The sequence below is a fragment of the Streptomyces sp. NPDC043427 genome, from assembly GCF_056436655.1.
In genome coordinates this window covers 601,539-624,717 of sequence record NZ_JBWKCC010000002.1, presented here as the reverse complement: position 1 = coordinate 624,717, position 23,179 = coordinate 601,539, and the positions used below count along the sequence as shown (strand labels likewise).

Below are 23,179 nucleotides of genomic sequence, written 5' to 3'. Positions count from 1 at the left end.
TGGAGGGCCTTGCCGGATGAACTCGATCCGCAGGTCAAGGAGTTCGCCAGTCAGCTGCGGCGGCTCGTGGACCGCAGCGGGCTGAGCATCGCGGCGGTGGCCGACCGCACGGGCTACAGCAAGACGTCCTGGGAGCGTTATCTCAACGGCCGGCTTCTCGCGCCGAAGGGTGCGATCGTCGCGCTGGCCGAGGTGACCGGCACACATCCCGTCCATCTGACGACCATGTGGGAGCTGGCCGAACGTGCCTGGAGCCGCTCGGAGATGCGCCACGACCGGACCATGGAGGCGATCCGCATCTCCCAGGCGCGGGCAGCGCTGGGGGAGTCGGCCGTGTCCTCGGGGAACGTCAAGCCGGTCAAGGCGGCACGCAGGGGCGGCAGCGCGACGGTGACGCCTGGGATCGCGGGTCCGGCGGGTGTGGTCCCGACGATCCCGCCGGTCACATCGGCCTCTTCGGCCTCCTCCGCCTCCTCCGTCTCGTCGGTTTCGGCCGGGTCGTCGGTTTCCTCGGTGCCCGCGCAGCCGACGGCGACCGAGGCGGACGAGCGCGAGCGTGAGCGCGCCTCGCGGGGCGGTTCGTCGAACAGGCCCACGGGCGGTTCCCGGGGCGGCTCGGGACTGGGCGACCCGGTCGACAACTCGTGGAGGATGGCCGGATACAAGGGACCGTCGCAGCCGGGCCGAAGCGTCTCCGGACGCATCTCCGGAAGCTCGGAGTCCCCGGCGCCCTCCGCCTCCCCACCGGAGGCCGCGAGAGCGTTCGGGCCGCCCCGGCAGGTTCCCGGCGCCGGTGGTTCCTCCGGGGGAGCGGGCGGCCGGCGACGGCTGACGATGTTCCTCGCGGGCGTCGTCGGTGCGCTGGCCGTCATCGCCGCCGTCTTCTACTTCCCGGGTGACAGCGGGAAGAAGGATGAGGGCGGCCCCAGCTCGCCCGCGCAGTCCGCCGCCGCCGAACCCGACCTGCCGGCCGGAGTGAAGTGCAGCGGCGCGTCCTGCACCGGCAAGGACGCGGAGAGCATGGGGTGCAGCGGTGAGCTCGTGACCACCGCCAAGACCGCGACCGTCGGCACCGCCGTCGTCGAGGTCCGCTACAGCGAGACCTGCGGTGCCGCCTGGGGGCGGATCACCCAGGCCGCGCGGGGCGACGAGGTTCGCGTGACGGTGGGTACGGCCGCGCAGTCCGGGAGCATCACCACCGTCGGCGACACGATCGCCTACACGCCGATGATGGCCGTGAAGGACGCGGGCGAGGCGAAGGCGTGCGTGGCGCTGGCGTCCGGACAGAAGGGCTGCACGACGTAGCGAAACAGCCAGGGCGCGGAGCCCTGGCCGAAAAGTGGCGTGGGACAGGAATGGCCGCCGCGATCGTGGGCAGGCGAACGTTACCCCCACGGGAGTCCGGCAACCCGGTACCCCCACTCGGCGGCCGCCCGTCCCTCCTCTCCCGGACAGGCGGCCGCCTCTCCTTGTGTGCTGTGTGTTCGCCTCCGCTCTGTGGGGCGGACCACACACCACCCCGGACGTCCTGGATCCCGTATGCGCGATAGCCTGACCGCTGGATGGATCTCTTGATGCCAAGAGATCGATCAAACGTCCGGGGCAGGGACGCCCCACCGCCAGCTGTCATACGGAGAACGCCATGACCCGCACTCCCGTGAACGTCACCGTCACCGGCGCGGCCGGCCAGATCGGTTACGCCCTGCTCTTCCGCATCGCCTCCGGCCAGCTGCTCGGCGCGGACGTGCCGGTCAAGCTCCGCCTCCTGGAGATCACCCCCGCGCTGAAGGCCGCCGAGGGCACGGCCATGGAGCTGGACGACTGCGCGTTCCCGCTCCTGCAGGGCATCGACATCACCGACGACCCGAACGTCGCCTTCGACGGCACGAACGTCGCCCTCCTCGTCGGCGCCCGCCCGCGCACCAAGGGCATGGAGCGCGGTGACCTCCTCGAGGCCAACGGCGGCATCTTCAAGCCGCAGGGCAAGGCCATCAACGACCACGCCGCGGACGACATCAAGGTCCTGGTCGTCGGCAACCCGGCCAACACCAACGCCCTGATCGCCCAGGCCGCCGCCCCGGACGTACCGGCCGAGCGCTTCACCGCGATGACCCGCCTGGACCACAACCGCGCGCTGACCCAGCTCGCGAAGAAGACGGGCTCGACGGTCGCCGACATCAAGCGCCTGACCATCTGGGGCAACCACTCCGCCACCCAGTACCCCGACATCTTCCACGCCACGGTCGCCGGCAAGAACGCCGCCGAGGTCGTGAACGACGAGAAGTGGCTGGCCGAGGACTTCATCCCGACGGTCGCCAAGCGTGGTGCGGCGATCATCGAGGCCCGTGGCGCGTCCTCCGCCGCGTCGGCCGCCAACGCCGCCATCGACCACGTGTACACCTGGGTCAACGGCACGGCCGACGGCGACTGGGCCTCCATGGGCATCCCGTCGGACGGCTCCTACGGCGTCCCGGAGGGCCTGATCTCCTCCTTCCCGGTCACCACCAAGGACGGCAAGTACGAGATCGTCCAGGGCCTGGAGATCAACGAGTTCTCCCGCGCCCGCATCGACGCGTCCGTGAAGGAGCTCGAGGAGGAGCGCGAGGCGGTCCGCGGCCTCGGCCTCATCTGAGCCGACGGCGACCGAGCCGACTCGCGCTCTGTCACAAACCCGCACGGGCCTCGTTCCGGTCTCTCCGGAACGAGGCCCGTGGCCGTTTTCGTCGCGCCCCTCGGAAGAGGTGCCCGGCAGGGTGATTTCGCGGGTGCGACGCGATGAGCGGGTGGTGGTACGGCTACAGCTCCGGTTCCGGAGCGGAACACGAACCCTTACTCCGTCCGGACGTTCGGCTGCTTCTCGATCCCGCGGCCCTCGCTCGCCGCCAGCAACCGCCGCCCCAACCCCCGCACCGCCTCCCGCAGTTCCGGTGGGCCGATGACCCGGAACGGGACCCGGAGCATGGTGAGTTGCTCGGCGTACCACTCCGGTTCGTCGGTGCTGGCGCGGAGGCGGGTCGTGTGGGGGTCGATCGGTTCTGGCCGGCCCAGGCTGGGGGTGAGCCGGTGGGCGACCTGGTCGGCGGGGGCGTCGATGACGACCTCCACGTCGTAGGTCCAGCCCTGGGCCAGGTGTTCCTCCAGGGCGTGTAGCGGGTCGAGGCCGGTCGGCGGGGTGAACGTGCCGTCGAGGACGGTGACTTCGGTGATCCGGTCGACGCGCAGGACGCGCCGGGCGTCGCTCGTGTGGGACCAGCACAGCAGGTACCAGCGGCCGTGGTGGACGACGACGCCCCACGGGTCGACCTCCATGGCGCGTACGCCCTTCGCGCCCAGGCGGTAGCCGAGCCGCAGTCGGCGGCGCGCGGCGCAGGCCTGTACGAGGGCGGCCGTGGTGTCGGGGTCGGGGCTCGCGGCGGCAGGGTCCGCGGCGCGGGTGCTGATCCTGCGGACCGCCTCCGCCGGCCGGGCGACCGGTTCCGGCAGAACGCGCAGGAGCTTGTCCAGCGCGCTGCCCGCCGGGTCGGCCGGGTCCGTCGCGTCGCGGTTGCCGTCCAGGACCGCCATGACCAGCGCGAGGGCCTCGGCCGCGGTGAACATCAGGGGCGGCGGGCGCAGGCCGCGGCCGACGCGGTAGCCGCCGTACGGCCCCCGCGTGGACTCGATCGGCACGCCGGCCTCGCGCAGGATGCCGACGTAGCGGCGGGCGGCGCGTTCTGAGACACCGAGCCGGGCGGCGAGGCGGTCGGCGGTGATGCCGGGGCTGCTCTGGAGGAGCTCGAGGAGCAGGAGGGCGCGGGAGGTCGGGCTCTGGTCGTGCTTCATCGGCTCATCGGCCACCCTCACGAGTATTCCCGGTATTCCGGCAGTGGATCGTCCGGAACGGACCGTAGCCTGCCCGTCATGAGCGAGAACACCGAAACCGTTCTGTGGGAGCCGCCTGTCGCGGGCGACGAGGCGGACACCCTGATCGGCTCCCTGGAGCGGCTGCGCAGGACGCTGGCGTGGAAGTGCGGGGACCTGGACGCGTCCGGGCTGAACACGCGGCTCGCCCCTTCCACGGTCACCCTCGGTGGGCTGCTGAAGCATCTGGCGCTGGTCGAGGACGAGTACCTGACCCGGCGGCTGCTCGGGCGGGAGCTCGGTCCGCCCTGGGACACGGTGGACTGGGACGCCGAGCCCGACTGGGAGTGGAGCTCGGCTGCCTCCGACACCCCGGAGGAGCTGTACGCGCTCTGGGAGGGCGCGGTCGCCCGCTCCCGGGCCCATGTGCGGCAGGCGCTGGCCGAGGACGGCCCCGGCCGGCTCGCCGCCCACACCACCTCCCGGGGCGAGCACCCGAGCCTGCGGCGCCTGCTGATCGACCTCGTCGAGGAGTACGCCCGCCACGTGGGCCACGCCGACATGGTGCGCGAGTCCGTCGACGGCCGGGTGGGAGAGGACCCGCCCCGGTGAACGAGCCCGTGCCCCCGGAGAAGCTGGACGTCCGGCCCGCCAACGAGGCCTCCTGGGACGACGTGAGCGCCGTCTTCGGCACGACCGACTACCCGGGCCGCTGCCAGTGCCAGCGCTACAAGACCGTGGGCCACCACTGGAGCGCCGCGCCCCCGGAGGAACGCGCCGCGCGCCTGCGCGAGCAGACCGCCTGCGGGGACCCCGGCGCGGAGGCGACCAGCGGCATGGTCGCCTACCTGGAGGGCGAGCCCGTCGGCTGGGCCGCCGTCGAGCCGCGTACCGCCTACGCCGGGCTGTTGCGCACCCGTGTCCCGTGGACGGGCCGGCGCGAGGACAAGGCGGACGACGGTGTCTGGGCGGTGACCTGTCTGCTCACGCGCCGCGGCTTCCGCCGACGAGGCATCACCTACGGCCTCGCCCGGGCCACCGTCTCCTACGCCCGCGAGCGCGGCGCCCGCGCCCTGGAGGCGTACCCGATGCTCACCACACCCGGCGTGGAGGTCACCTGGGGCGAACTCCACGTCGGCAGCCGCCAGGTTTTCGCCGAGGCGGGCTTCACGGAAGTGAACCGGCCGACGCTACGCAGGGTGGTGATGCGGATCGACTTCTGACGCCGTCCGGTTCCTCCCACAAAGCCATCCAGTTTCGCCCTGTTTATCCCCATCTTCAGTGACGCGGCGCACTTTCGGCCAGGGATTGCGCATGCATTCGAGGGGCACGGGCAGATGCGCAGGTGCCACGTGAGTGACACACGTGTGACGCAGGGGGGCTGAACAGGAACGGAAGGCAGTACCGAGCATGGCGGACAGTACGCAGCAGCAGGCGCGGAAGACCATCCACGCGGGTGGGGAGTGGCGTGAAGCCGTCTCCGGCGCCACGCGCGAGATCCTCGACCCCGCGGACGGGCTGACGTTCGCCGTGGTCGCCGAGGGTGACGAGAAGGACACCGACCTGGCCGTCGCGGCCGCCCACAGTGCCTTCGCCGGTGGCCAGGGCGTGTGGCCGCGCACGCCCGCCCGCGAACGCGCCGCCGTGCTGCGCCGCGTGGCCGACCTCCTCACCCGCGACCGCGAGCAGCTCGGCCTGCTGGAGAGCCGGGACGCGGGCAAGACCGTCGAGGAGGGCCGCGTCGACATCGACTGTGTCGCCGACGCCTTCCGCTACTTCGCCGAACTCGTCGCCGCCGAGGCCCCCGGCCGGGTCGTCGACGCGGGCTCGACCGACGTCCACAGCGTCGTCGTGCACGAGCCCGTCGGCGTGTGCGCGATGATCACGCCCTGGAACTACCCGCTGCTCCAGGCCAGTTGGAAGATCGCCCCCGCGCTCGCGGCGGGCAACACCTTCGTGATCAAGCCGAGCGAGATCACCCCGCTGACGACGGTCGCCCTGATCGACCTGCTGCTCGAGGCGGGGCTGCCCGCCGGGGTCGCCAACGTCGTGACCGGGCCCGGCCATTCGGTCGGTGCCCGGCTCGCCGAGCACCCCGACGTCGACCTGGTCTCCTTCACCGGCGGCCTGCTCAGCGGCACCAAGGTCGCCCAGGCCGCCGCCCCCACCGTCAAGAAGGTCGCCCTCGAACTCGGCGGCAAGAACCCCAACGTCGTCTTCGCCGACGCCTGCGCCACCGACGGGGGCTTCGACACCGCAGTCGACCAGGCCCTCAACGCGGCCTTCATCCACAGCGGCCAGGTCTGCTCCGCCGGTGCCCGCCTCATCGTCGAGGAAAGCATCCGCGAACGCTTCGTCGCCGAACTCGCCCGCAGGGCAGAGAAGATCCGCCTCGGCCGCGGCACCGAGGACGGCGTCGAGTGCGGCCCCCTCGTCTCCGAGCAGCAGCGCGACAAGGTCGAGGCATACGTCGAGTCCGCCCTGTCCGAGGGCGCGGTGCTGCGCTCCGGCGGCCGGCGCCCCGAACCGTCCGCCCAGCGGCCCGCCACCGGCTACTTCTACGAGCCCACCGTCCTCGACCACTGCCACCGCGAGATGCGGGTCGTCCGCGAGGAGGTCTTCGGCCCGGTCGTCACCGTCGAGACCTTCCGTACGGAGGAGGAGGCGATCGCGCTCGCCAACGACACCGAGTACGGGCTCGCGGGCGGCGTATGGACCGCCGACGCGGGACGCGCCCGGCGCGTGGCCGGCCGACTGCGTCACGGCACCATCTGGATCAACGACTTCCACCCCTACCTCCCGCAGGCGGAGTGGGGCGGCTTCGGAAAGAGCGGCGTGGGACGCGAACTGGGCCCCGCCGGACTCGCCGAGTACCGCGAGACCAAGCACGTCTACCAGAACCTCGCGCCGAAGCCGGTGCGGTGGTTCGCGGGCTGAGCCCCTCCCCACGACACCCACCCCCGGCTGCCTCTCACCGCTGCCTCTCACCGCCGTTTCGACTCGACCCCCGTCCCGCCTACCTCCGGTTCACCACCCCGCTCACCCCCCTCACCGCATCCCTGGAGTACCACCCCCATGCCCGACAAAACCCACGAGTACGACTACGTCGTCATCGGTGGCGGCACAGCGGGCTCCGTCATCGCCTCCCGCCTCACCGAGAACCCCGACGTCACCGTCGCCGTCATCGAGGGCGGCCCCAGCGACGTCGACCGCGAGGACGTCCTGACCCTGCGCCGCTGGATGGGCCTGCTCGGCGGCGAACTGGACTACGACTACCCGACCACCGAACAGCCGCGCGGCAACTCCCACATCCGGCACAGCCGCGCCCGCGTCCTCGGCGGTTGCTCCTCCCACAACACCCTGATCGCCTTCAAGCCGCTGCCCTCCGACTGGGACGAGTGGGAGCAGGCCGGCGCCAAGGGGTGGGGCGCGGTGCCGATGGAGGCGTACTACGCGCGGCTGAAGAACAACATCGTCCCCGTCGACGAGAAGGACCGCAACGCCATCGCCCGCGACTTCGTCGACGCCGCGCAGAAGGCGACCGGCGTCCCGCGGATCGACGGCTTCAACCAGAAGCCGTTCACCGAGGGCGTCGGCTTCTTCGACCTCGCCTACCACCCCGAGAACAACAAGCGCTCCAGCGCATCGGTCGCCTACCTGCACCCCGTGATGGACGACCGGCACAACCTCCACATCTTCCTGGAGACCTGGGCCCACAAGCTCGACCTCGACGGCACCCACGCGCGGGGCGTCCACGTGCGCACCAAGGACGGCGAGGAACTCCTCGTGACCGCTCGCCGCGAGGTCGTGCTGTGCGCCGGCGCCGTCGACTCGCCCCGGCTGCTGCTGCACTCCGGCATCGGCCCGAAGGCGGACCTGGAAGCACTCGGCATACCCGTCGCGCACGACCTGCCGGGTGTGGGCGAGAACCTGCTCGACCACCCCGAGTCGGTGATCGTGTGGGAGACCGACGGCCCCCTCCCGGAGAACTCCGCGATGGACTCCGACGCGGGCCTCTTCGTGCGCCGCGACCCCGAACAGCCGGGCCCGGACCTGATGTTCCACTTCTACCAGATCCCCTTCACGGACAACCCGGAGCGCCTCGGCTACCAACGCCCGGAGTTCGGCGTCTCGATGACCCCGAACATCCCCAAACCGAAGAGCCGCGGCCGCCTGTACCTCACCAGCGCCGACCCGTCCGTGAAGCCCGCCCTCGACTTCCGCTACTTCACCGACGAGGACGACTACGACGGCCGCACCCTCGTCGACGGCATCAGGATCGCCCGTGAGATAGCCAAGGCCGAGCCGCTCGCCGGCTGGCTGAAGCGCGAGGTCGCCCCCGGCCCGGACGTGACGGGCGACGAGGAGCTCAGCGAGTACGCGCGCAAGGTCGCGCACACCGTGTACCACCCGGCGGGCACCTGTCGTATGGGCGCGCCCGACGACGAACAGGCCGTCGTCGACCCCCAGTTGAGGATCCGGGGCCTGCAGGGCATCCGGATCGCCGACGCGTCCGTGTTCCCGACCATGACCGCCGTCAACCCGATGATCGGCGTACTCATGGTCGGAGAGCGGGCCGTCGACCTGATCGGAGGTGAGGCGTGATGACCACGTCCATGGAACGCAAGACGACCGACGACACGTCCGACGAGACCGTCTTCTCGGTGGACGGCCTGTGGAAGGTCTTCGGCCCCAAGGCCGACGACATCCCCGCCGACCCCGAACTCGTCTCCCTCCCGCCCGCCGAGCTGCGCGAGCGCACCGGCTGCACGGCCGCCGTCCGGGACGTCTCCTTCGACGTCCGCAAGGGCGAGGTCTTCGTCGTCATGGGCCTGTCCGGCTCCGGCAAGTCCACGCTCGTGCGCTGTCTGACCCGGCTGATCGAGCCCACCGCCGGCACGATCGCCATCGACGGCGAGGACGTGCGCGCCATGGACAAGTCGCGGCTGCGCGAACTGCGCCGCCACCGCGCCGCGATGGTCTTCCAGCACTTCGGCCTGCTCCCGCACCGCTCCGTCCTCGACAACGTGGCCTACGGCCTGGAGATCCAGGGCATGGGCAAGGGCGAGCGCCGCGAGAAGGCCGCCGAGGTCGTGGAGAAGGTCGGCCTGGAGGGCATGGAGCAGCGCAGGCCCGGCCAGCTCTCCGGCGGTCAGCAGCAGCGTGTGGGCCTGGCCCGCGCCCTCGCGGTCGACCCCGAGGTGCTGCTGTTCGACGAGCCGTTCAGCGCGCTCGACCCGCTGATCCGGCGGGACATGCAGGAGGAGGTCATCCGCCTGCACCACGAGGAGGGCCGCACGATGGTCTTCATCACCCACGACCTGAACGAGGCCCTGAAGCTGGGCGACCGCATCGCGCTGATGCGCGACGGCGAGGTCGTGCAGCTGGGCACCCCGGAGGAGATCGTCGGCTCCCCGGCCGACGACTACGTCCGCGAGTTCGTCCGGGACGTGCCGCGCGACCAGGTCATCACCGTCCGCTCGGCGATGCGCGCCGGTGGCTGCGGCGGCCCCGACCACCCCGGCGCCCTCGCCCCCGACACCGTCGTCGCCGACGCGATCCGGGTCGTCTCCCAGAGCGGCCGAGCCGCCTGCGTGGTCGACAACGGCCGCTGCATCGGCGTCGTCGACCACGAGCGCCTGCTCGGCGTCGTGGCCGGGACGGGAACGTACAAGGAGGCCGCCTGATGGCCACGATCACCACGTCCGCCCCGCGCGTCGCCCTCCCGGGCATCCTCAAGCACCGGGCCGTCCGCAAGCTCCTGCTGCTCGCCCTCGCCGCGGCGATCCTCGTCCCCCTCGCCAACTCCCGCTGGGCGAGCGGCGCCTGGCCGCAGGAACTCACCGTCGACCTGACCAAGCCGCTGACCAGCACCAGCGACTGGATCATCGACAACCGCGACAGCCACCCGCTGTTCCTCTACTTCTTCGGCCACATCAGCAACGTGGTCGTGATCGCCGTACGCGCCGTGTACCTCACCCTCCTGGCCGTCGGCTGGGCCGGCGTGACGGCGATCGGCGCCCTCGTCGCGTGGCGCGTGGCCGGCCTCCGGCTCGCCGCCGGCACGGCGGCCGCCTTCCTCGCCTGCGGTCTGCTCGGCATGTGGCTGCCGACCATGCAGACACTGGCCCTGATGGTGGTCGCGGTCCTGGCGTCCGTCGTCGTCGGCTCCCTGCTGGGCCTCGCCGCCGGACTCTCCGACCGCATGGACCGCCTCCTGCGCCCGGTCCTGGACACCATGCAGGTGCTGCCGGCCTTCGCCTACCTCCTGCCGGTCGTCCTGGTATTCGGCATCGGCGTCCCCGCCGCCGTCCTCGCCACCGTCGTCTACGCCGCCCCGCCCATGGCCCGGCTCACCGCGCTCGGCCTGCGCTGCGCCGACCCACAGGTCATGGAGGCCGTCGAGTCGCTCGGCGCCACCGCGCGCCAGCGCCTGCTGACCGCCCGTATCCCGCTGGCCCGCAAGGAACTTCTCCTCGGCCTCAACCAGACGATCATGATGGCGCTGTCCATGGTGGTCATCGCCTCCGTGATCGGCGCGGGCGGCCTCGGTGACCGCGTCTACCAGGCGCTGGCCTCCGTCGACGTCGGCGCGGCCCTCGCGGCCGGCATCCCGATCGTGCTCCTCGCGGTCGTCCTGGACCGGGTGACCGGCGCCGCCGGAGCATCCGGCGACACCCACTCCGGCACCCCGCGCACGTACTGGCTGTACGCGCTGCTCGGCACCGTCGCCGTCGCCCTCGCCGGGCGTCTGCTCGGCCGACTGGAATGGCCCGACTCCTGGACGGTCGCCATCGCCGAACCGGTCAACCGCGTCGTCGACTGGATGACCGACCACCTCTACTCGGGCGTCCCCTACATCGGCGGCACAGCCGACTGGGCCGGCCACTTCACCACCTGGGTCCTCGACCCGATCCGCAGCGGCCTGCAGTGGCTGCCCTGGTGGTCGGTGCTGCTCGTCGTCGCCGCGCTGGCCTGGCTGATCGGCACCTGGCGCACCGCGCTCACCGCCGTCCTCGCCATGGCCGCGATCGGCGTGCTCGGAGTGTGGCAGCCGTCCCTGGACACCCTCTCCCAGGTCCTCGCCGCCGTCGCCGTGACCCTCGTCATCGGCTTCGCGACCGGCATCGCGGCCGCCCGCAGCGACCGCTTCGAACGCGCCCTGCGCCCCGTCCTGGACGTCTTCCAGACGATGCCGCAGTTCGTATACCTGATCCCGGTCGTCGCCCTGTTCGGCGTCGGCCGCGCCCCGGCGGTCGCCGCCGCCGTGGTCTACGCGCTGCCCGCCGTCGTCCGCATCACCACCCAGGGCCTGCGCCAGGTCGACCCGGCCGCCCTCGAGTCGGCCCGCTCGCTCGGCGCGACCAGCGGTCAGCAACTGCGCCAGGTGCAGCTCCCGCTCGCCCGCGAGTCGCTGCTGCTCGCCGTGAACCAGGGCGTGGTCCTGGTCCTCGCCGTCGTCATCATCGGCGGCCTGGTCGGCGGAGGCGCGCTCGGCTACGACGTCGTCTTCGGCCTCGCACAGGGCGACCTCGCGACCGGTCTGGTGGCCGGCGCCGCGATCGTCTGCCTCGGCCTGATGCTCGACCGGGTGACCCAGCCCACGGAACGCCGCGTGAAGAAGGGAGCCTGACATGCGAGTTCGTACGACATCGGTGACTGCCGGTGTGGCCGGCGTGTCGGCACTCCTGCTGCTGACCGGCTGCGGCGCCGCCGACATGACCAAGCAGGCCTCGCCCTTCGCCAACGCGCACGGGTCGAAGTCCGTGACCCTGTCCGTGCAGTCCTGGGTCGGGGCGCAGGCCAACGTGGCCGTCGCCCAGTACCTCCTGGAGCACGAACTCGGCTACCACGTCGACACCGTCCAGGTCGACGAGGTGCCCGCCTGGGACGCGCTCAGCCAGGGCCGCGTCGACGCGATCATGGAGGACTGGGGCCACCCCGACCAGGAACAGCTCTACGTCAAGGACAAGAAGACCATCACGCCGGGCGGCGGCCTCGGCGTCACCGGGCACATCGGCTGGTTCGTCCCCACCTACCTGGCCAAGCAGCACCCGGACATCACCAACTGGAAGAACCTCAACAAGTACTCCTCGCTGTTCCGCACCCCGGAGAGCGGAAGCAAGGGCCAGCTCCTGGACGGTTCGCCGTCCTACGTCACCAACGACAAGGCGCTGGTGAAGAACCTGAAGCTGGACTACCAGGTCGTCTTCGCGGGTTCCGAGGCCGCCCAGATCACCCAGATGCGGCAGTTCGCCAAGGAGAAGAAGCCCTTCCTGACGTACTGGTACGCCCCGCAGTGGCTGTTCAAGAAGGTCCCGATGACCGAGGTCAAGCTGCCCCCCTACAAGGAGGGCTGCGACGCGGACCCGGCGAAGATCACCTGCGCCTACCCGCACACCCCGCTCCAGAAGTACCTCAACACGGACTTCGCCAAGGACGGCGGCAAGGCCGCGGCCCTGCTGAAGAAGTTCAAGTGGACCACCGAGGACCAGAACGAGGTGTCCCTGATGATCGCCGACCAGAAGATGACACCGGAGGACGCGGCGAAGAAGTGGGTCAAGACCCACGAGTCGACGTGGCGGAAGTGGCTGTCCTGACGGTCAGGCTCAGCGGTGCCCGCCCGGCTGGTAGTGGCCGGGCGTCAGCCGGCAGGTCACCCCGAAGCGGTTCCACGCGTTGATCACGGTGATCGTGGCGACGAGGTGGGCGAGTTCGGTCTCGTCGAAGTGCTTGGCGGCCTTCTCGTACACCTCGTCGGCCACGAATCCGTCGGTCAGGACCGTGACCGCCTCGGTCAGCTCCAGCGCGGCCAGCTCCCTCTCGGTGTAGAAGTGCCGCGACTCCTCCCACGCGGAGAGCTGGATGATCCGCTCCACGCTCTCGCCCGCCGCGAGCGCGTCCTTTGTGTGCATGTCGAGGCAGAACGCGCAGTGGTTGAGCTGCGAGGCGCGGACCTTGACCAGCTCGGCCAGGGTCGGGTCGAGGCCCTTCCGGGCGGCCACGTCCAGCCGGACCATGCTCTTGAACACCTCGGGCGCGAGCTCGGCCCAGGCGAGGCGGGGGGCGGTCTCGGGGGCGTACGGGTTTCCGGTGCTGTTGATCTCGCTCGTCGTCATGCCCTCGACCCTAGGAGCGAAGCAGCCCGCGGGTATGGTCCATTTCCATGTCCGGAGCATGGGCCACTTTCGGTATCGACCTCCACCTGCAACCGGCGGGACCCGGGCTGCGCCGCGGCCTGACCGACGCCCTGCGCGAGGCGGTCCGCACCGGCCGTCTCGCCCCCGGCACCCGGCTGCCCTCCTCCCGCTCCCTCGCGGCCGACCTGGGCATCGCCCGCAACACGGTCGCCGAGGCCTACGCCGACCTCGTCGCCGAGGGCTGGCTCACCGCCCGGCAGGGCTCCGGCACCCGGGTGGCCATGGGGGCACCGCCCACGCCCTTGAGGCAGTGGGGGAGAGCGGTACCCCGCCCGCCGGACCGCCCGGCACGCCCGCGACGCGAGCCCGGCCGCCTCCCGTACAGCCTGATCCCCGGCAGCCCCGACGTCTCGACCTTCCCGCGCACCCAGTGGCTCAAGGCCGCCCGCCGCGCCCTCACCGCCGCCCCGAACGACGCCCTCGACTACGGCGACCCCCGCGGCCGCGTCGAACTGCGCACCGCCCTCGCCGGCTACCTCTCCCGCGCCCGCGGTGTCCGCGCCGACCCCGACCACATCGTCATCTGCTCCGGCTTCGCCCACGGCCTGAGACTCCTCGCCGAGGCCCTCCACACGGGCGGCGCCGACACGCTCGCCGTCGAGTCGTACGGCCTGGACAACCACTGGAACCTGCTGCAACGCGCAGGCCTGCGAACCGTCCCGCTGCCCTTTGACGCGCACGGCACGCGCACGGACGACCTGACCGGCTTCACGGCCGCCCTCCTCACCCCCGCCCACCAGTTCCCCCTGGGCGTCGCCCTGCGGTCCGACCGGCGGGCCGCCGTGGTGGAGTGGGCGCGGCGCAGCGGGGGACTGGTGCTGGAGGACGACTACGACGGGGAGTTCCGCTACGACCGGCAGCCCGTGGGGGCCGTGCAGGACCTCGACCCCGACCACGTCGTCTACCTGGGCACCGCCAGCAAGTCCCTCGCCCCGGGCCTGCGCCTGGGCTGGCTGGTGCTGCCGCCCCACCTCACCCCGGAGGTCACCCGGCTCGGCGGCGCCTGGTCCACCGGTGTCCTGGAACAGCTGACCCTCGCCGAGTTCCTCACCTCCGGCGCCTACGACCGCCACGTCCGCTCCGCCCGCCAGCGCTACCGGGCCCGCCGCGACGCCCTGGTCGAGGCGCTCGCCGCCCACGCCCCGGACGTACGCGCCACCGGCATCGCCGCCGGCCTGCACGCCGTCCTCCAACTCCCGCCCGGCACCGAGGAGTCCGTCGTCCGCGCGGCCGCCTGGCAGGGCCTGGCCCTGCACGGCCTCTCCCGCTACCGTCACCCCACCGCCGAGGCCCAGCCGATGGACGCCCTCGTCGTCGGCTACGGGACGCCACCGGAGCACGCCTGGTCGGGAACGCTGGAGGCGCTGTGCAGGGCGCTGCCGTGAAGGCGCCGGACAGTCAGTCCCCAGGCAGGGCCCGTCACTTCAACGCACCCGCACGTTCCTCGGCCTCCTCACCGGAGCCCACCTCCCCGAACCGCGCCAACCCCAACGCCCCCACCACAGCCACCACAAAACCCACCACCGCCAGCCACGCCAGCCCCTCCCTCGTACGATCCCCCAGCCACACCACCCCCACCACCGCGGGCCCGACCGTCTCCCCGATCACCATCCCCGCCGTCGCCGCCGTCACCGACCCCCGCTGCAACGCCGAGGTCAGCAACAGAAACGCCGCCCCACCACCCAACAGCAGCGCATACGTCGCCGGATTGCTGAACAACGCCCCCGGATCGAGATCGTCTATGAGCCGGACCGCCACCTCCACCACCCCGAACCCGAACCCCGACCCCAGCCCCAGCACCAGCGCCCGCCCCCGCTCCGGCAGCCGCCCGCCCACCAGGCCCAACAACAGCACACCGACCGCCGCGCCGAGCATCGCGTACGACAACCAGTCAGGCCCCGCCTCCTCGCCCTCCGTGCCCGACGCGAAACCCAGCATCCCCAGCCCCGCACACACCACCGCCACGGCGCCCCACTCGACCCGGCTCAGCCGCACCCGCAGCAACCGCGCCGCGGCCACCGCGGTCACCGCGAGACTGGAGGCGAGCGCGGCCCCCACGGCGTAGATCGGGATGGACCTGAGCGCGGCGATCTGCCACAGGAACCCGAACCCGTCCAGTGCGAGCCCCGCCAGATACCGCCACTGCCCAAGCGCCCGCAGCAGCAGCGCCGCCTCCCCGCCACCCCCACCGGCCGCCGCGCGCGCGGCGATCGCCTGCAACACCGTCGCCGTACCGAAGCAGACCGCCGCACCAAGCGCGCACACCATTCCAAACAGCACAAAGGGACTCTAGAGGCGGGCGCAACTGCGGGGGCCGATGCGCACGCTCTCTCACCGATCTCTAGGCTGACGGCCGGAAAACCTTGAACGGGGAGACAACGGGGAGACGGGGACATGGCGGAATCACGGAGGCGACTGCGCTCCAGCACGGTCGTACTGGGCGGCATGGGAGTCGTCGCGGCGACTCTGACGGCCTGCGGATCGGACCCCGACCGCCGCTGCGTGGACCGGGACAACTACGACTCCGTCTACGGCTACAAGGTCGTCGCCGACAAGAACTGCAAGTCCGGCTCCTCGTCGTCCTCGGGCAAGACAGGCAAGACGGGCAAGGGCGGCAGGAAGACCGACGGCGCCTGGTACTACGACGCCGACGTCAGCAGGGGCCGTGCCGACGACGGCACCTTCAGCCGCAGCGAGGCCGTGGACCGCGGCGGCTTCGGCTGCTCCGGCTCGGGCAGCGGCGGCGGCTGAGCCGTAGGAACACCACACGTGGAACGCCGCACCATAGAGCCGCGCCCCGACTGGCAGCAGACCGTCGAGGAGCAGGGCCTGGTCTACCCGCTCACCCGCCACCCCGACGGCGTGCTGCGGCCCTACTGGGACGAGAGCGCGTACTACGTCTTCACCCTCGACGAGGTCGAGGCGCTGGAGGAGGTCGTCGAGGAACTGCACCGGATGTGCCTGGCGGCCGCCGACCACATCGTCACCGCCGACCGTTTCGCCGACCTCGGCATCACCGACCCGCGTCTCGCCGCAGCGGTCGCCGAGGCCTGGCGCCGCCGCGCCGAACTCCCCTCCGTCTACGGCCGTTTCGACCTCCGCTACGACGGCACGGGCCCCGCCAAACTCCTGGAGTACAACGCCGACACCCCGACCTCCCTGGTCGAGGCTGCCTCACCGCAGTGGTTCTGGATGGAGGACCGCTTCCCCGGCGCCGACCAGTGGAACTCCCTCCACGAACGCCTCGTCGACGCCTGGCGACGGCAGGCCGCCCTCCTCCCGCCGGGCAGCCCGCTCTACTTCGCGCACTCCACGGCCGACGAACTCGGCGAGGACCTGATGACGGTCGCCTACCTGAAGGAGACCGCCGAACAGGCCGGCCTGGACACCGCCTGGATCCCCATGGAGGACATCGGGTGGGAACGCCTCTCCCGCCGCTTCGTCGACAACCGACTGCGCTTCATCCGCAGTTGCTTCAAGCTCTACCCCTGGGAGTGGCTCACCACCGACCGCTTCGCCGACCACGTCCTCGACACCCTCGACAACGGCGGCGGCACGGGCAGCACCCTGTGGATCGAACCAGCCTGGAAGATGCTCCTCAGCAACAAGGCTCTCCTGGCCATCCTCTGGGAGCTCTACCCCGACCACCCCAACCTCCTCCCCGCCTACCTGGACGGCCCCCGCGAGCTGGCCACCGAGAGGGGGTACGTGGCCAAGCCCTTGCTGGGCCGCGAGGGCGCGGGCGTGACGATCCACGAGCCGGGCGCGGACCCCGTACTACGCACCGACGAGCCTTGCTGTTACCAGCAACTGGCCCCCCTGCCCACTTACGACGGCAACCACGTGGTCCTGGGCGCCTGGGTGGTGGAGAACGAGTCGGCGGGCCTGGGCATCCGCGAGTCGTCGGGTCTGGTGACGGACGAGTACGCCCGCTTCCTGCCCCACGTGATCCTCTAGACGGTCAGTACCTCCCCGATCTGGCCCAGCCCCCACTCCAGATCCCTTTCACTGATGATGAGGGGCGGCACGATCCTGATCGTCGGCCCGCGCGTGTCCTTCACCAGCACCCCCCGATCCATCAGCCTTTCCGACACCTCACGCCCGCTGCCGTACTCCGGCGCGACATCGACCCCCGCCCACAAGCCCCGCCCCCGCACCGCCGTCAGCCTCCCGGTCCCGGCCAGCGCCTTCAGCTCCCCCAGCATCCGTTCCCCGAGCTCCCCTGCCCGCGCCTGGTACTCCCCAGACCGCAACATCGCGATCACCTCCAACGCCACCGCACAGGCCAACGGATTCCCCCCGAACGTCGACCCGTGTTCCCCGGGCCGGAACACCCCGAGCACCTCCGCGCTGGACACCACCGCCGACACCGGCACGATCCCGCCGCCCAGCGCCTTCCCCAGCACATACATGTCGGGCACGACCCCCTCGTGCTCGCATGCGAAGGTGCGCCCCGTCCGCCCCAGCCCCGACTGGATCTCATCCGCGACGAACAGCACGTTCCGCTCCCGCGTCAGCGCCCGCACCGCCGGCAGATAACCGGCCGGTGGCACCAGCACACCGGCCTCGCCCTGGATCGGCTCGAGCAGCACGGCCACGGTGTTCTCCGTCATCGCAGCGCGCATCGCGGTCAGGTCGCCGTACGGCACGATCTCGAAGCCCGGTGTGTAGGGCCCGTAGTCCGCCCGCGCCTCGGGATCCGTGGAGAAGCTGATGACGGTCGTGGTACGCCCGTGGAAGTTGTTGCCCGCGACGACGATCTTCGCCATCTCCGCGGGCACCCCCTTGACCCGGTACCCCCACTTCCGGACCGTCTTCACGGCCGTCTCCACCGCTTCCGTGCCGGTGTTCATCGGCAGCACCATCTCCATGCCGCACAGCTCGGCGAGCTCGGCGCAGAACGCGGCGAACCGGTCGTGGTGGAAGGCCCGGGAGGTCAGCGTCACCCGCTCCAGCTGGGCCTTCGCCGCCTCGATCAGCCGCCGGTTGCCGTGCCCGAAGTTCAGCGCCGAGTAGCCGGCCAGCAGGTCCAGATACCGCCGCCCCTCCACATCAGTCATCCAGGCACCGTCGGCGGTGGCGACGACCACCGGCAGCGGATGGTAGGTGTGCGCGCTGTGCGCGTCAGCGGCGGCGATGAGCGCATCCGTCGTGGTCACGGGACCTCCAAATGGCAAGGGTGATCTTCTCACGCGCAGCACCCCGGCGGTGTGAGTCCCCGCCCAGCGCGGGAGGCGGATGTGTGAGCCCTCCCTGCCGCCCACGAGCCGCAGAAGGGAATCTCCCTGCATCGGGCTTCCGCAGTGAGAGGAATCGTCACCCGCTCGCATGGTGGACGCGGGACCTTCGACGTTCGGCGCCCGGTAGGCTGATCGACGGGCCGTGACTGGCGCGCAAGGATGGGACGGACCATCGGGGAGCGGCCCACGAGTGACCGAGTGCCGTGCGCCTGGGCCAGACCGAGAATCGTGACCGCTTTCACGCCACGCCGCCCGGAGGCCGACGACATGTCAGAGCAGCAGCCCCTCTCCACCGAGTCCACGGCCTTCCGCGCCGCCCTCGACGTGATCCGCGCCGTCGAGCCGCGCGTCGCCGACGCGATCGGCCAGGAGGTCACCGACCAGCGCGAGATGCTCAAGTTGATCGCGTCCGAGAACTACGCCTCCCCGGCGACGCTCCTCGCGATGGGCAACTGGTTCAGCGACAAGTACGCCGAGGGCACCGTCGGCCGCCGCTTCTACGCCGGCTGTCGCAACGTGGACACCGTCGAGGCCCTCGCCGCCGAGCACGCCCGCGAGCTCTTCGGCGCCCGCCACGCCTACGTCCAGCCGCACTCCGGCATCGACGCCAACCTCGTCGCCTTCTGGGCCGTCCTCGCCGACCGTGTCGAGGCCCCCTTCCTGGAGAAGACCGGCGCTCGCCAGGTCAACGACCTCACCGAGGCCGACTGGGCCGAGCTCCGCCAGGCCTTCGGCAACCAGCGCATGCTCGGCATGTCCCTCGACGCCGGCGGCCACCTCACCCACGGCTTCCGCCCGAACATCTCCGGCAAGATGTTCGACCAGCGCTCCTACGGCACCGACCCGGCCACGGGCCTGATCGACTACGAGGCCCTGCGCGCCAGCGCCCGCGAGTTCAAGCCCCTGATCATCGTCGCGGGCTACTCGGCGTACCCCCGTCTGGTGAACTTCCGGATCATGCGGGAGATCGCCGACGAGGTCGGCGCGACCCTCATGGTCGACATGGCCCACTTCGCGGGCCTGGTCGCCGGCAAGGTGCTCACCGGCGACTTCGACCCGGTCCCGCATGCCCAGATCGTCACGACCACCACCCACAAGTCCCTGCGTGGGCCCCGCGGCGGCATGGTCCTGTGCGACGACTCCCTCAAGGACCAGGTCGACCGCGGCTGCCCGATGGTCCTCGGCGGCCCTCTCCCGCACGTCATGGCCGCGAAGGCCGTCGCCCTCGCGGAGGCCCGCCAGCCGTCCTTCCAGGACTACGCCCAGCGCATCGTCGACAACTCCCGGGCGCTGGCCGAGGGCTTGATGCGCCGGGGCGCGACCCTGGTCACCGGCGGCACGGACAACCACCTCAACCTGATCGACGTGGCGTCCTCCTACGGCCTCACCGGCCGCCAGGCCGAGGCAGCCCTCCTTGACTCCGGCATCGTCACCAACCGCAACGCCATCCCCGCCGACCCCAACGGCGCCTGGTACACCTCCGGCATCCGCATCGGCACCCCGGCCCTCACCACGCGTGGCCTGGGCACGGCCGAGATGGACGAGGTCGCCGGCCTCATCGACCGCGTCCTCACCACCACGGAGCCCGGCACCACCTCCAAGGGAGCCCCCTCCAAGGCGCAGCACGTCCTCGACCCGAAGATCGCGGACGAGATCTCCCGCCGGGCCACCGACCTCGTCGCCGGCTTCCCGCTCTACCCGGAGATCGACCTGGGCTGACACACGCCCTCTGTTGAGTTGTCAAAGACCGGCGACTCTCAGAGATCGATGAGTTCCTGTCGTGGCTCCTCCCGCGGCGGTCCGGCTCCCGGCCGGGCCGCCGCGCGGCGTATCAGCCGTGTGCCGCCGACACCGGCCGCGAATCCCACGGCGCCCCCGGGCACCGCCCACCAGATGCCGTGCCCCAGTCCACCGGGCCCCCCGCCTCCTGCGCGCCCGTCGGCGGTCTCGTCCCCTGTCCCTCTCTCTGCGGCTTGGAGCAGCCCCGTCCCGTTCACCTGCTCGAAGAGCGTCCGCGGCACCCGGTGCCAGCGGATGTCGTCGTCCTCTACCTCCGGTGCCGGATCCGTGCGCACCCACGGTGTGCCGTCCTCGGCCAGAAACAGCTGGTCCTGCCGCTCGACGGCCACGTCACCACCCGGTGCCGCGTTGGTCTGCGGCCAGCCTCCGACACCCGTCCGACCCCACACCACGGTGATCCGCACCTGCGGATACCGACCCTCGCTCCAGGCATCCGGCACCCGCTGCGTCCCGGCATAGGCCGGTTGCAGCAACCGCAAGAGGCGGGTGAAGCGGGGCTCGCCCGAGCGCAGGGTCGTCGACCGGCCCGAGGCGCCGACGACCATCGCCAGGTCGGGTCCGTCGCTGGGGGCCGAGGCCGGTCCCGTCCCCGGTGCTGCCCACGCCGCCGACGCCCCGAGCACAGCCACCCCCATCGCCACCGCCACCACGGTCATCGGCACCAACATCCGCGCTGTCATCCGTCCCCCTACAGTCCTCTCAGCTCAGCTCAGCTCAGCTCAGCTTCACGACTCACACATCGCGCAGCTCCTGCCGCGGCCCCGCCTCCCGGCGTCGCCGGTCCAGCGGCAGCCGTGCCACCAGCGGCCGCAGTACCAGGGCCAGTACGGCTCCGGCCGCCAGGCCCGGCAGCGCCCACCACCATCCGGCCCCTTCGCCCGCCCTCGGCGCCGGGCTGTTGGTCGCGGTCGTCTCCGTGCCCGAGGCGCCGGAGTCGGTGCCCGTCTCCTGCCAGGGCGCCGGGAAGATCGCGGCGTTTCCCCCGCCGGACGCCTTGCCCATCACTCCCAAGTCCGCCAGGAGAGCGCGCAGTTGCCTGGGATTTTGGGCCCGGTGCCAGTGGCCGTTGACCGAGTCGGGGAGATTCGCCGCGGTGTGGATCCAGACGGCGTCGGCATCGGCCAGCGGGAAGACCCGGTCCAGGCGCCAGGGCGAGACGTCGTGCGCAAGCCATGTGACGCTGATCTGCCGGGCGGCGGCCAGGTCGGCCTCCGGTGGCTTGTCCCGCGTGCCGGTACCTGGCGCGTCGAGCAATTGCTCCAACTCCCCGTACTCCTCGTCGGAGTAGTACAGCGACGCCGTCTCCGCGCTCATCGGTGAGACCACCAGCACGCTCGTCGGTCCACCGGCCGACGCCGAGGACGCGCCCCACACCATCAGAGCGAACGTCACCGCCAACGCGCCCACCGTCGCCGCCGCTGCCCGACATCGGCCGACCCCTGACCCGCGCATACCGACCCCCAACAGACGATCCCCGTGCGGCCCGTCCGCGAGCCGCGTGTCACTTCTGGTACACCGCCTGTCCCGCCCGGGTTCCCACCCGGCGCTCACGGATCTGAGGATCTCTCCGTCGGCTCCCCGAGGGACCTCGCGATCTCCACGGCCCGTCCCTTCGACGCCACACCCTCCAGCCGCAGCGTCACCTCCGGCACGTCCACGCCCGAGCCGTGCGTCCACAGCAGCGTCGGACCGGCCGTCCGCGTCCGGCGTGTGTACGGGGAGCCGTCCTCGTCCACCAGCCAAAAACTCAGCAGGTGAGGCCGCGGAAACCACAGAGCCGGGTCAGGGTCCGTGCCGAGGTCGGAGGAGTCCTCGCTCAGTGCGAGCCACTCCGGCTGCTCCCGCACACTCTTGGTGAAACCGATGTCCAGCCGGGCGGGGTACTCGTCCAGCCGGATCGTGTCCCCCTGTTCACGCCAGCACAGGCTCACCAGGGGCCGCCCCCGCGGCTCGGCCGTCACCGTCACAGCGTCCGGTACGCCGAGCGCCTCGGGCACCAGGGGCTCGAACCCCGCCCGCCGCTCGGCCTGCGCGAGTGTCAGCGACCGCCCGCAGCCGGGAACCTCGGCGCCCGGGGAGGGCACCGCCGAGGGGTCGTACCGCACCTCGACCCCGCCGAAGTCGAACCAGTCCAGGACCGCCGCCCTCACCGGAGGCGTGAGTGCGAGGACCGTCAGCAGGCCGCACAGCGTCGCCGTCAGCGAGCGCCACCGCGCCCGCGTCCACCGCCGCAGGGCCCGCAGCCGCTCACCGGCGCCCGGTGGCTCGGCCACCGGGACCGGTACGTGCTCGGCGAGTACTCGCTCCAGCACCCGCTCGACCATCGACTCGGCCCCGGCCGCGCCCGGCGCGTCCAGCGACCGCCCGAGCGCCCGCAGCTCCTCGGGCAGTTGGGAAGGACGCGCGCGCCCTCTCTCGGTGGCGCCGTCACCGTGGTAGGGCTCACTCACGCTCATCACCCCCCTCCCGAGGGTCGACGTTGGGCAGCAGTCGGCTCAGCTTGCGCAGGGCCCGGTTCAGCCGGGACTTGACCGTCCCCCGGGGCCAGCCCAGTGCCTGTGCGGTCTCGGACTCGTTCATCTCCAGCAGATAGCGGTAGGTGACGACCAGGCGGTGCTCCTCGCTCAGCTTCTCCAGGGCCGCGAGCAGGGCCGCGCGGCGCTCCGTCTCCAGCGTCGCCACCGCCGGGTCCGCCGATTCCGGTATCCGCGGCTCCGCCTCGGCGAAGGCCGCCTCACGGCCGGCGAGCGTGCGCTGGCGGGCCGCCGTGCGCACTGTGTTCCTCGTCTCATTGGCCACGATCGACAGCAGCCACGGCTTGAACGCCGCGCCGTCCCGGAACCGGCCCAACGCGCAGTACGCCTTGACGAACGCCTGCTGCACCACGTCCTCCGCGTCCGCCCCCGCCCCGAGCGCGGCGGCCGCTCTGAGCGCGATGCCCGTGTGGGCCCGCACCAGGTCCGCGTACGCCTCCGGCTCTCCGGCGCGTACGCGTGCGATCACCGCGGCATCCTCGACGATGCGGCCCCCCTCCCGCGTCTTCACATTCCTGGTACACCGCCCGGACACGATCGGTTCCCACCTGTGTCCCATCTGTTT

Annotated in this window: 21 protein-coding genes and 1 riboswitch; of the genes, 13 read left to right on the top strand and 8 right to left on the bottom strand. The window is 71.7% G+C overall.

The features are described from left to right. The first annotated feature begins 9 nt into the window (after positions 1-9). Both AC067M_RS06750 and AC067M_RS06745 read left to right on the top strand, forming a co-directional pair. Positions 10-1,305, top strand: coding sequence for a helix-turn-helix domain-containing protein (locus AC067M_RS06750; RefSeq protein WP_478695882.1), 1,296 nt, complete (start codon positions 10-12; stop codon positions 1,303-1,305). Between the two features lie 337 nt (positions 1,306-1,642). Then, positions 1,643-2,632: a malate dehydrogenase gene (locus tag AC067M_RS06745; protein WP_478695881.1), complete on the top strand. Its 990-nt coding sequence runs from the start codon at positions 1,643-1,645 to the stop codon at positions 2,630-2,632. A gap of 197 nt (positions 2,633-2,829) precedes the next feature. Here the strand turns inward: AC067M_RS06745 and AC067M_RS06740 are convergent, their stop codons facing one another. Next, a complete protein-coding gene (locus AC067M_RS06740; RefSeq protein ID WP_478696007.1) occupies positions 2,830-3,822 on the bottom strand; it encodes a helix-turn-helix transcriptional regulator in 993 nt (330 codons plus the stop codon). A gap of 78 nt (positions 3,823-3,900) precedes the next feature. On the opposite strand from AC067M_RS06740, the gene AC067M_RS06735 reads away from it, so the two are divergent. The 7 genes from AC067M_RS06735 (at position 3,901) to AC067M_RS06705 (ending at position 12,440) form a co-directional block, all read left to right on the top strand. Further along, entirely contained in the window at positions 3,901-4,452 is a 552-nt protein-coding gene (locus AC067M_RS06735) for a mycothiol transferase (protein WP_478695880.1), read from the top strand. Next, positions 4,449-5,063, top strand: a complete 615-nt coding sequence (locus tag AC067M_RS06730; RefSeq protein WP_478695879.1) for a GNAT family N-acetyltransferase — start codon at positions 4,449-4,451, stop codon at positions 5,061-5,063. Before AC067M_RS06735 ends, AC067M_RS06730 begins: the two co-directional genes overlap by 4 nt. 187 nt (positions 5,064-5,250) lie before the next feature. Beyond that, positions 5,251-6,777, top strand: a complete 1,527-nt coding sequence (locus tag AC067M_RS06725; RefSeq protein ID WP_478695878.1) for an aldehyde dehydrogenase family protein — start codon at positions 5,251-5,253, stop codon at positions 6,775-6,777. Positions 6,778-6,915: 138 nt separating this feature from the next. Beyond that, complete coding sequence (locus AC067M_RS06720) at positions 6,916-8,445, top strand: GMC family oxidoreductase (RefSeq protein WP_478695877.1); 1,530 nt, start codon at positions 6,916-6,918, stop codon at positions 8,443-8,445. Beyond that, positions 8,445-9,527, top strand: coding sequence for a quaternary amine ABC transporter ATP-binding protein (locus AC067M_RS06715; protein WP_478695876.1), 1,083 nt, complete (start codon positions 8,445-8,447; stop codon positions 9,525-9,527). The genes AC067M_RS06720 and AC067M_RS06715 overlap by 1 nt, the downstream gene beginning before the upstream one ends. Then, positions 9,527-11,473, top strand: a complete 1,947-nt coding sequence (locus tag AC067M_RS06710; RefSeq protein ID WP_478695875.1) for an ABC transporter permease — start codon at positions 9,527-9,529, stop codon at positions 11,471-11,473. Before AC067M_RS06715 ends, AC067M_RS06710 begins: the two co-directional genes overlap by 1 nt. A gap of 1 nt (position 11,474) precedes the next feature. Further along, on the top strand, positions 11,475-12,440 hold the full coding sequence (locus AC067M_RS06705) for an ABC transporter substrate-binding protein (RefSeq protein WP_478695874.1): 966 nt from the start codon (positions 11,475-11,477) through the stop codon (positions 12,438-12,440). Positions 12,441-12,449: 9 nt separating this feature from the next. On the opposite strand, the gene AC067M_RS06700 is transcribed toward AC067M_RS06705, so the two are convergent. Continuing rightward, positions 12,450-12,959 (bottom strand): carboxymuconolactone decarboxylase family protein, encoded by a 510-nt coding sequence (locus tag AC067M_RS06700; protein ID WP_478695873.1) that lies wholly within the window; start codon positions 12,957-12,959, stop codon positions 12,450-12,452. A gap of 47 nt (positions 12,960-13,006) precedes the next feature. On the opposite strand from AC067M_RS06700, the gene pdxR reads away from it, so the two are divergent. After that, positions 13,007-14,425 (top strand): MocR-like pyridoxine biosynthesis transcription factor PdxR, encoded by a 1,419-nt coding sequence (gene pdxR, locus AC067M_RS06695; protein WP_478695872.1) that lies wholly within the window; start codon positions 13,007-13,009, stop codon positions 14,423-14,425. Between the two features lie 34 nt (positions 14,426-14,459). On the opposite strand, the gene AC067M_RS06690 is transcribed toward pdxR, so the two are convergent. Further along, positions 14,460-15,308 carry a hypothetical protein gene (locus tag AC067M_RS06690; protein ID WP_478696006.1) on the bottom strand — a complete coding sequence of 283 codons (849 nt, stop codon included), beginning with the start codon at positions 15,306-15,308 and terminating at the stop codon, positions 14,460-14,462. A gap of 126 nt (positions 15,309-15,434) precedes the next feature. Here AC067M_RS06690 and AC067M_RS06685 point away from each other — a divergent pair, with 126 nt between their 5' ends. Together AC067M_RS06685 and AC067M_RS06680 are read left to right on the top strand one after the other, a co-directional pair. Beyond that, positions 15,435-15,791 (top strand): hypothetical protein, encoded by a 357-nt coding sequence (locus AC067M_RS06685; protein ID WP_478695871.1) that lies wholly within the window; start codon positions 15,435-15,437, stop codon positions 15,789-15,791. 18 nt (positions 15,792-15,809) lie between these two features. Then, entirely contained in the window at positions 15,810-16,997 is a 1,188-nt protein-coding gene (locus AC067M_RS06680) for a glutathionylspermidine synthase family protein (RefSeq protein WP_478695870.1), read from the top strand. Here AC067M_RS06680 and rocD read toward each other — a convergent pair. Next, a complete protein-coding gene (gene rocD, locus AC067M_RS06675; protein ID WP_478695869.1) occupies positions 16,994-18,199 on the bottom strand; it encodes an ornithine--oxo-acid transaminase in 1,206 nt (401 codons plus the stop codon). The genes AC067M_RS06680 and rocD overlap by 4 nt on opposite strands. Before the next feature lie 213 nt (positions 18,200-18,412). After that, a riboswitch (ZMP/ZTP riboswitch) is annotated at positions 18,413-18,502 on the top strand. A gap of 45 nt (positions 18,503-18,547) precedes the next feature. On the opposite strand from rocD, the gene AC067M_RS06670 reads away from it, so the two are divergent. After that, on the top strand, positions 18,548-19,999 hold the full coding sequence (locus AC067M_RS06670; RefSeq protein WP_478696005.1) for a glycine hydroxymethyltransferase: 1,452 nt from the start codon (positions 18,548-18,550) through the stop codon (positions 19,997-19,999). 38 nt (positions 20,000-20,037) lie between these two features. Here the strand turns inward: AC067M_RS06670 and AC067M_RS06665 are convergent, their stop codons facing one another. The 4 genes from AC067M_RS06665 to AC067M_RS06650 form a co-directional block, all read right to left on the bottom strand. After that, a complete protein-coding gene (locus AC067M_RS06665; RefSeq protein ID WP_478695868.1) occupies positions 20,038-20,760 on the bottom strand; it encodes a hypothetical protein in 723 nt (240 codons plus the stop codon). 52 nt (positions 20,761-20,812) lie between these two features. Further along, the gene (locus AC067M_RS06660) at positions 20,813-21,472 is read right to left on the bottom strand and encodes a hypothetical protein (RefSeq protein ID WP_478696004.1); all 660 of its coding nucleotides are present in this window, start codon (positions 21,470-21,472) and stop codon (positions 20,813-20,815) included. A gap of 155 nt (positions 21,473-21,627) precedes the next feature. After that, positions 21,628-22,530: a hypothetical protein gene (locus tag AC067M_RS06655; protein WP_478695867.1), complete on the bottom strand. Its 903-nt coding sequence runs from the start codon at positions 22,528-22,530 to the stop codon at positions 21,628-21,630. After that, the gene (locus AC067M_RS06650; RefSeq protein ID WP_478695866.1) at positions 22,523-23,083 is read right to left on the bottom strand and encodes an RNA polymerase sigma factor; all 561 of its coding nucleotides are present in this window, start codon (positions 23,081-23,083) and stop codon (positions 22,523-22,525) included. The genes AC067M_RS06655 and AC067M_RS06650 overlap by 8 nt, the downstream gene beginning before the upstream one ends. Positions 23,084-23,179 lie beyond the last annotated feature (96 nt).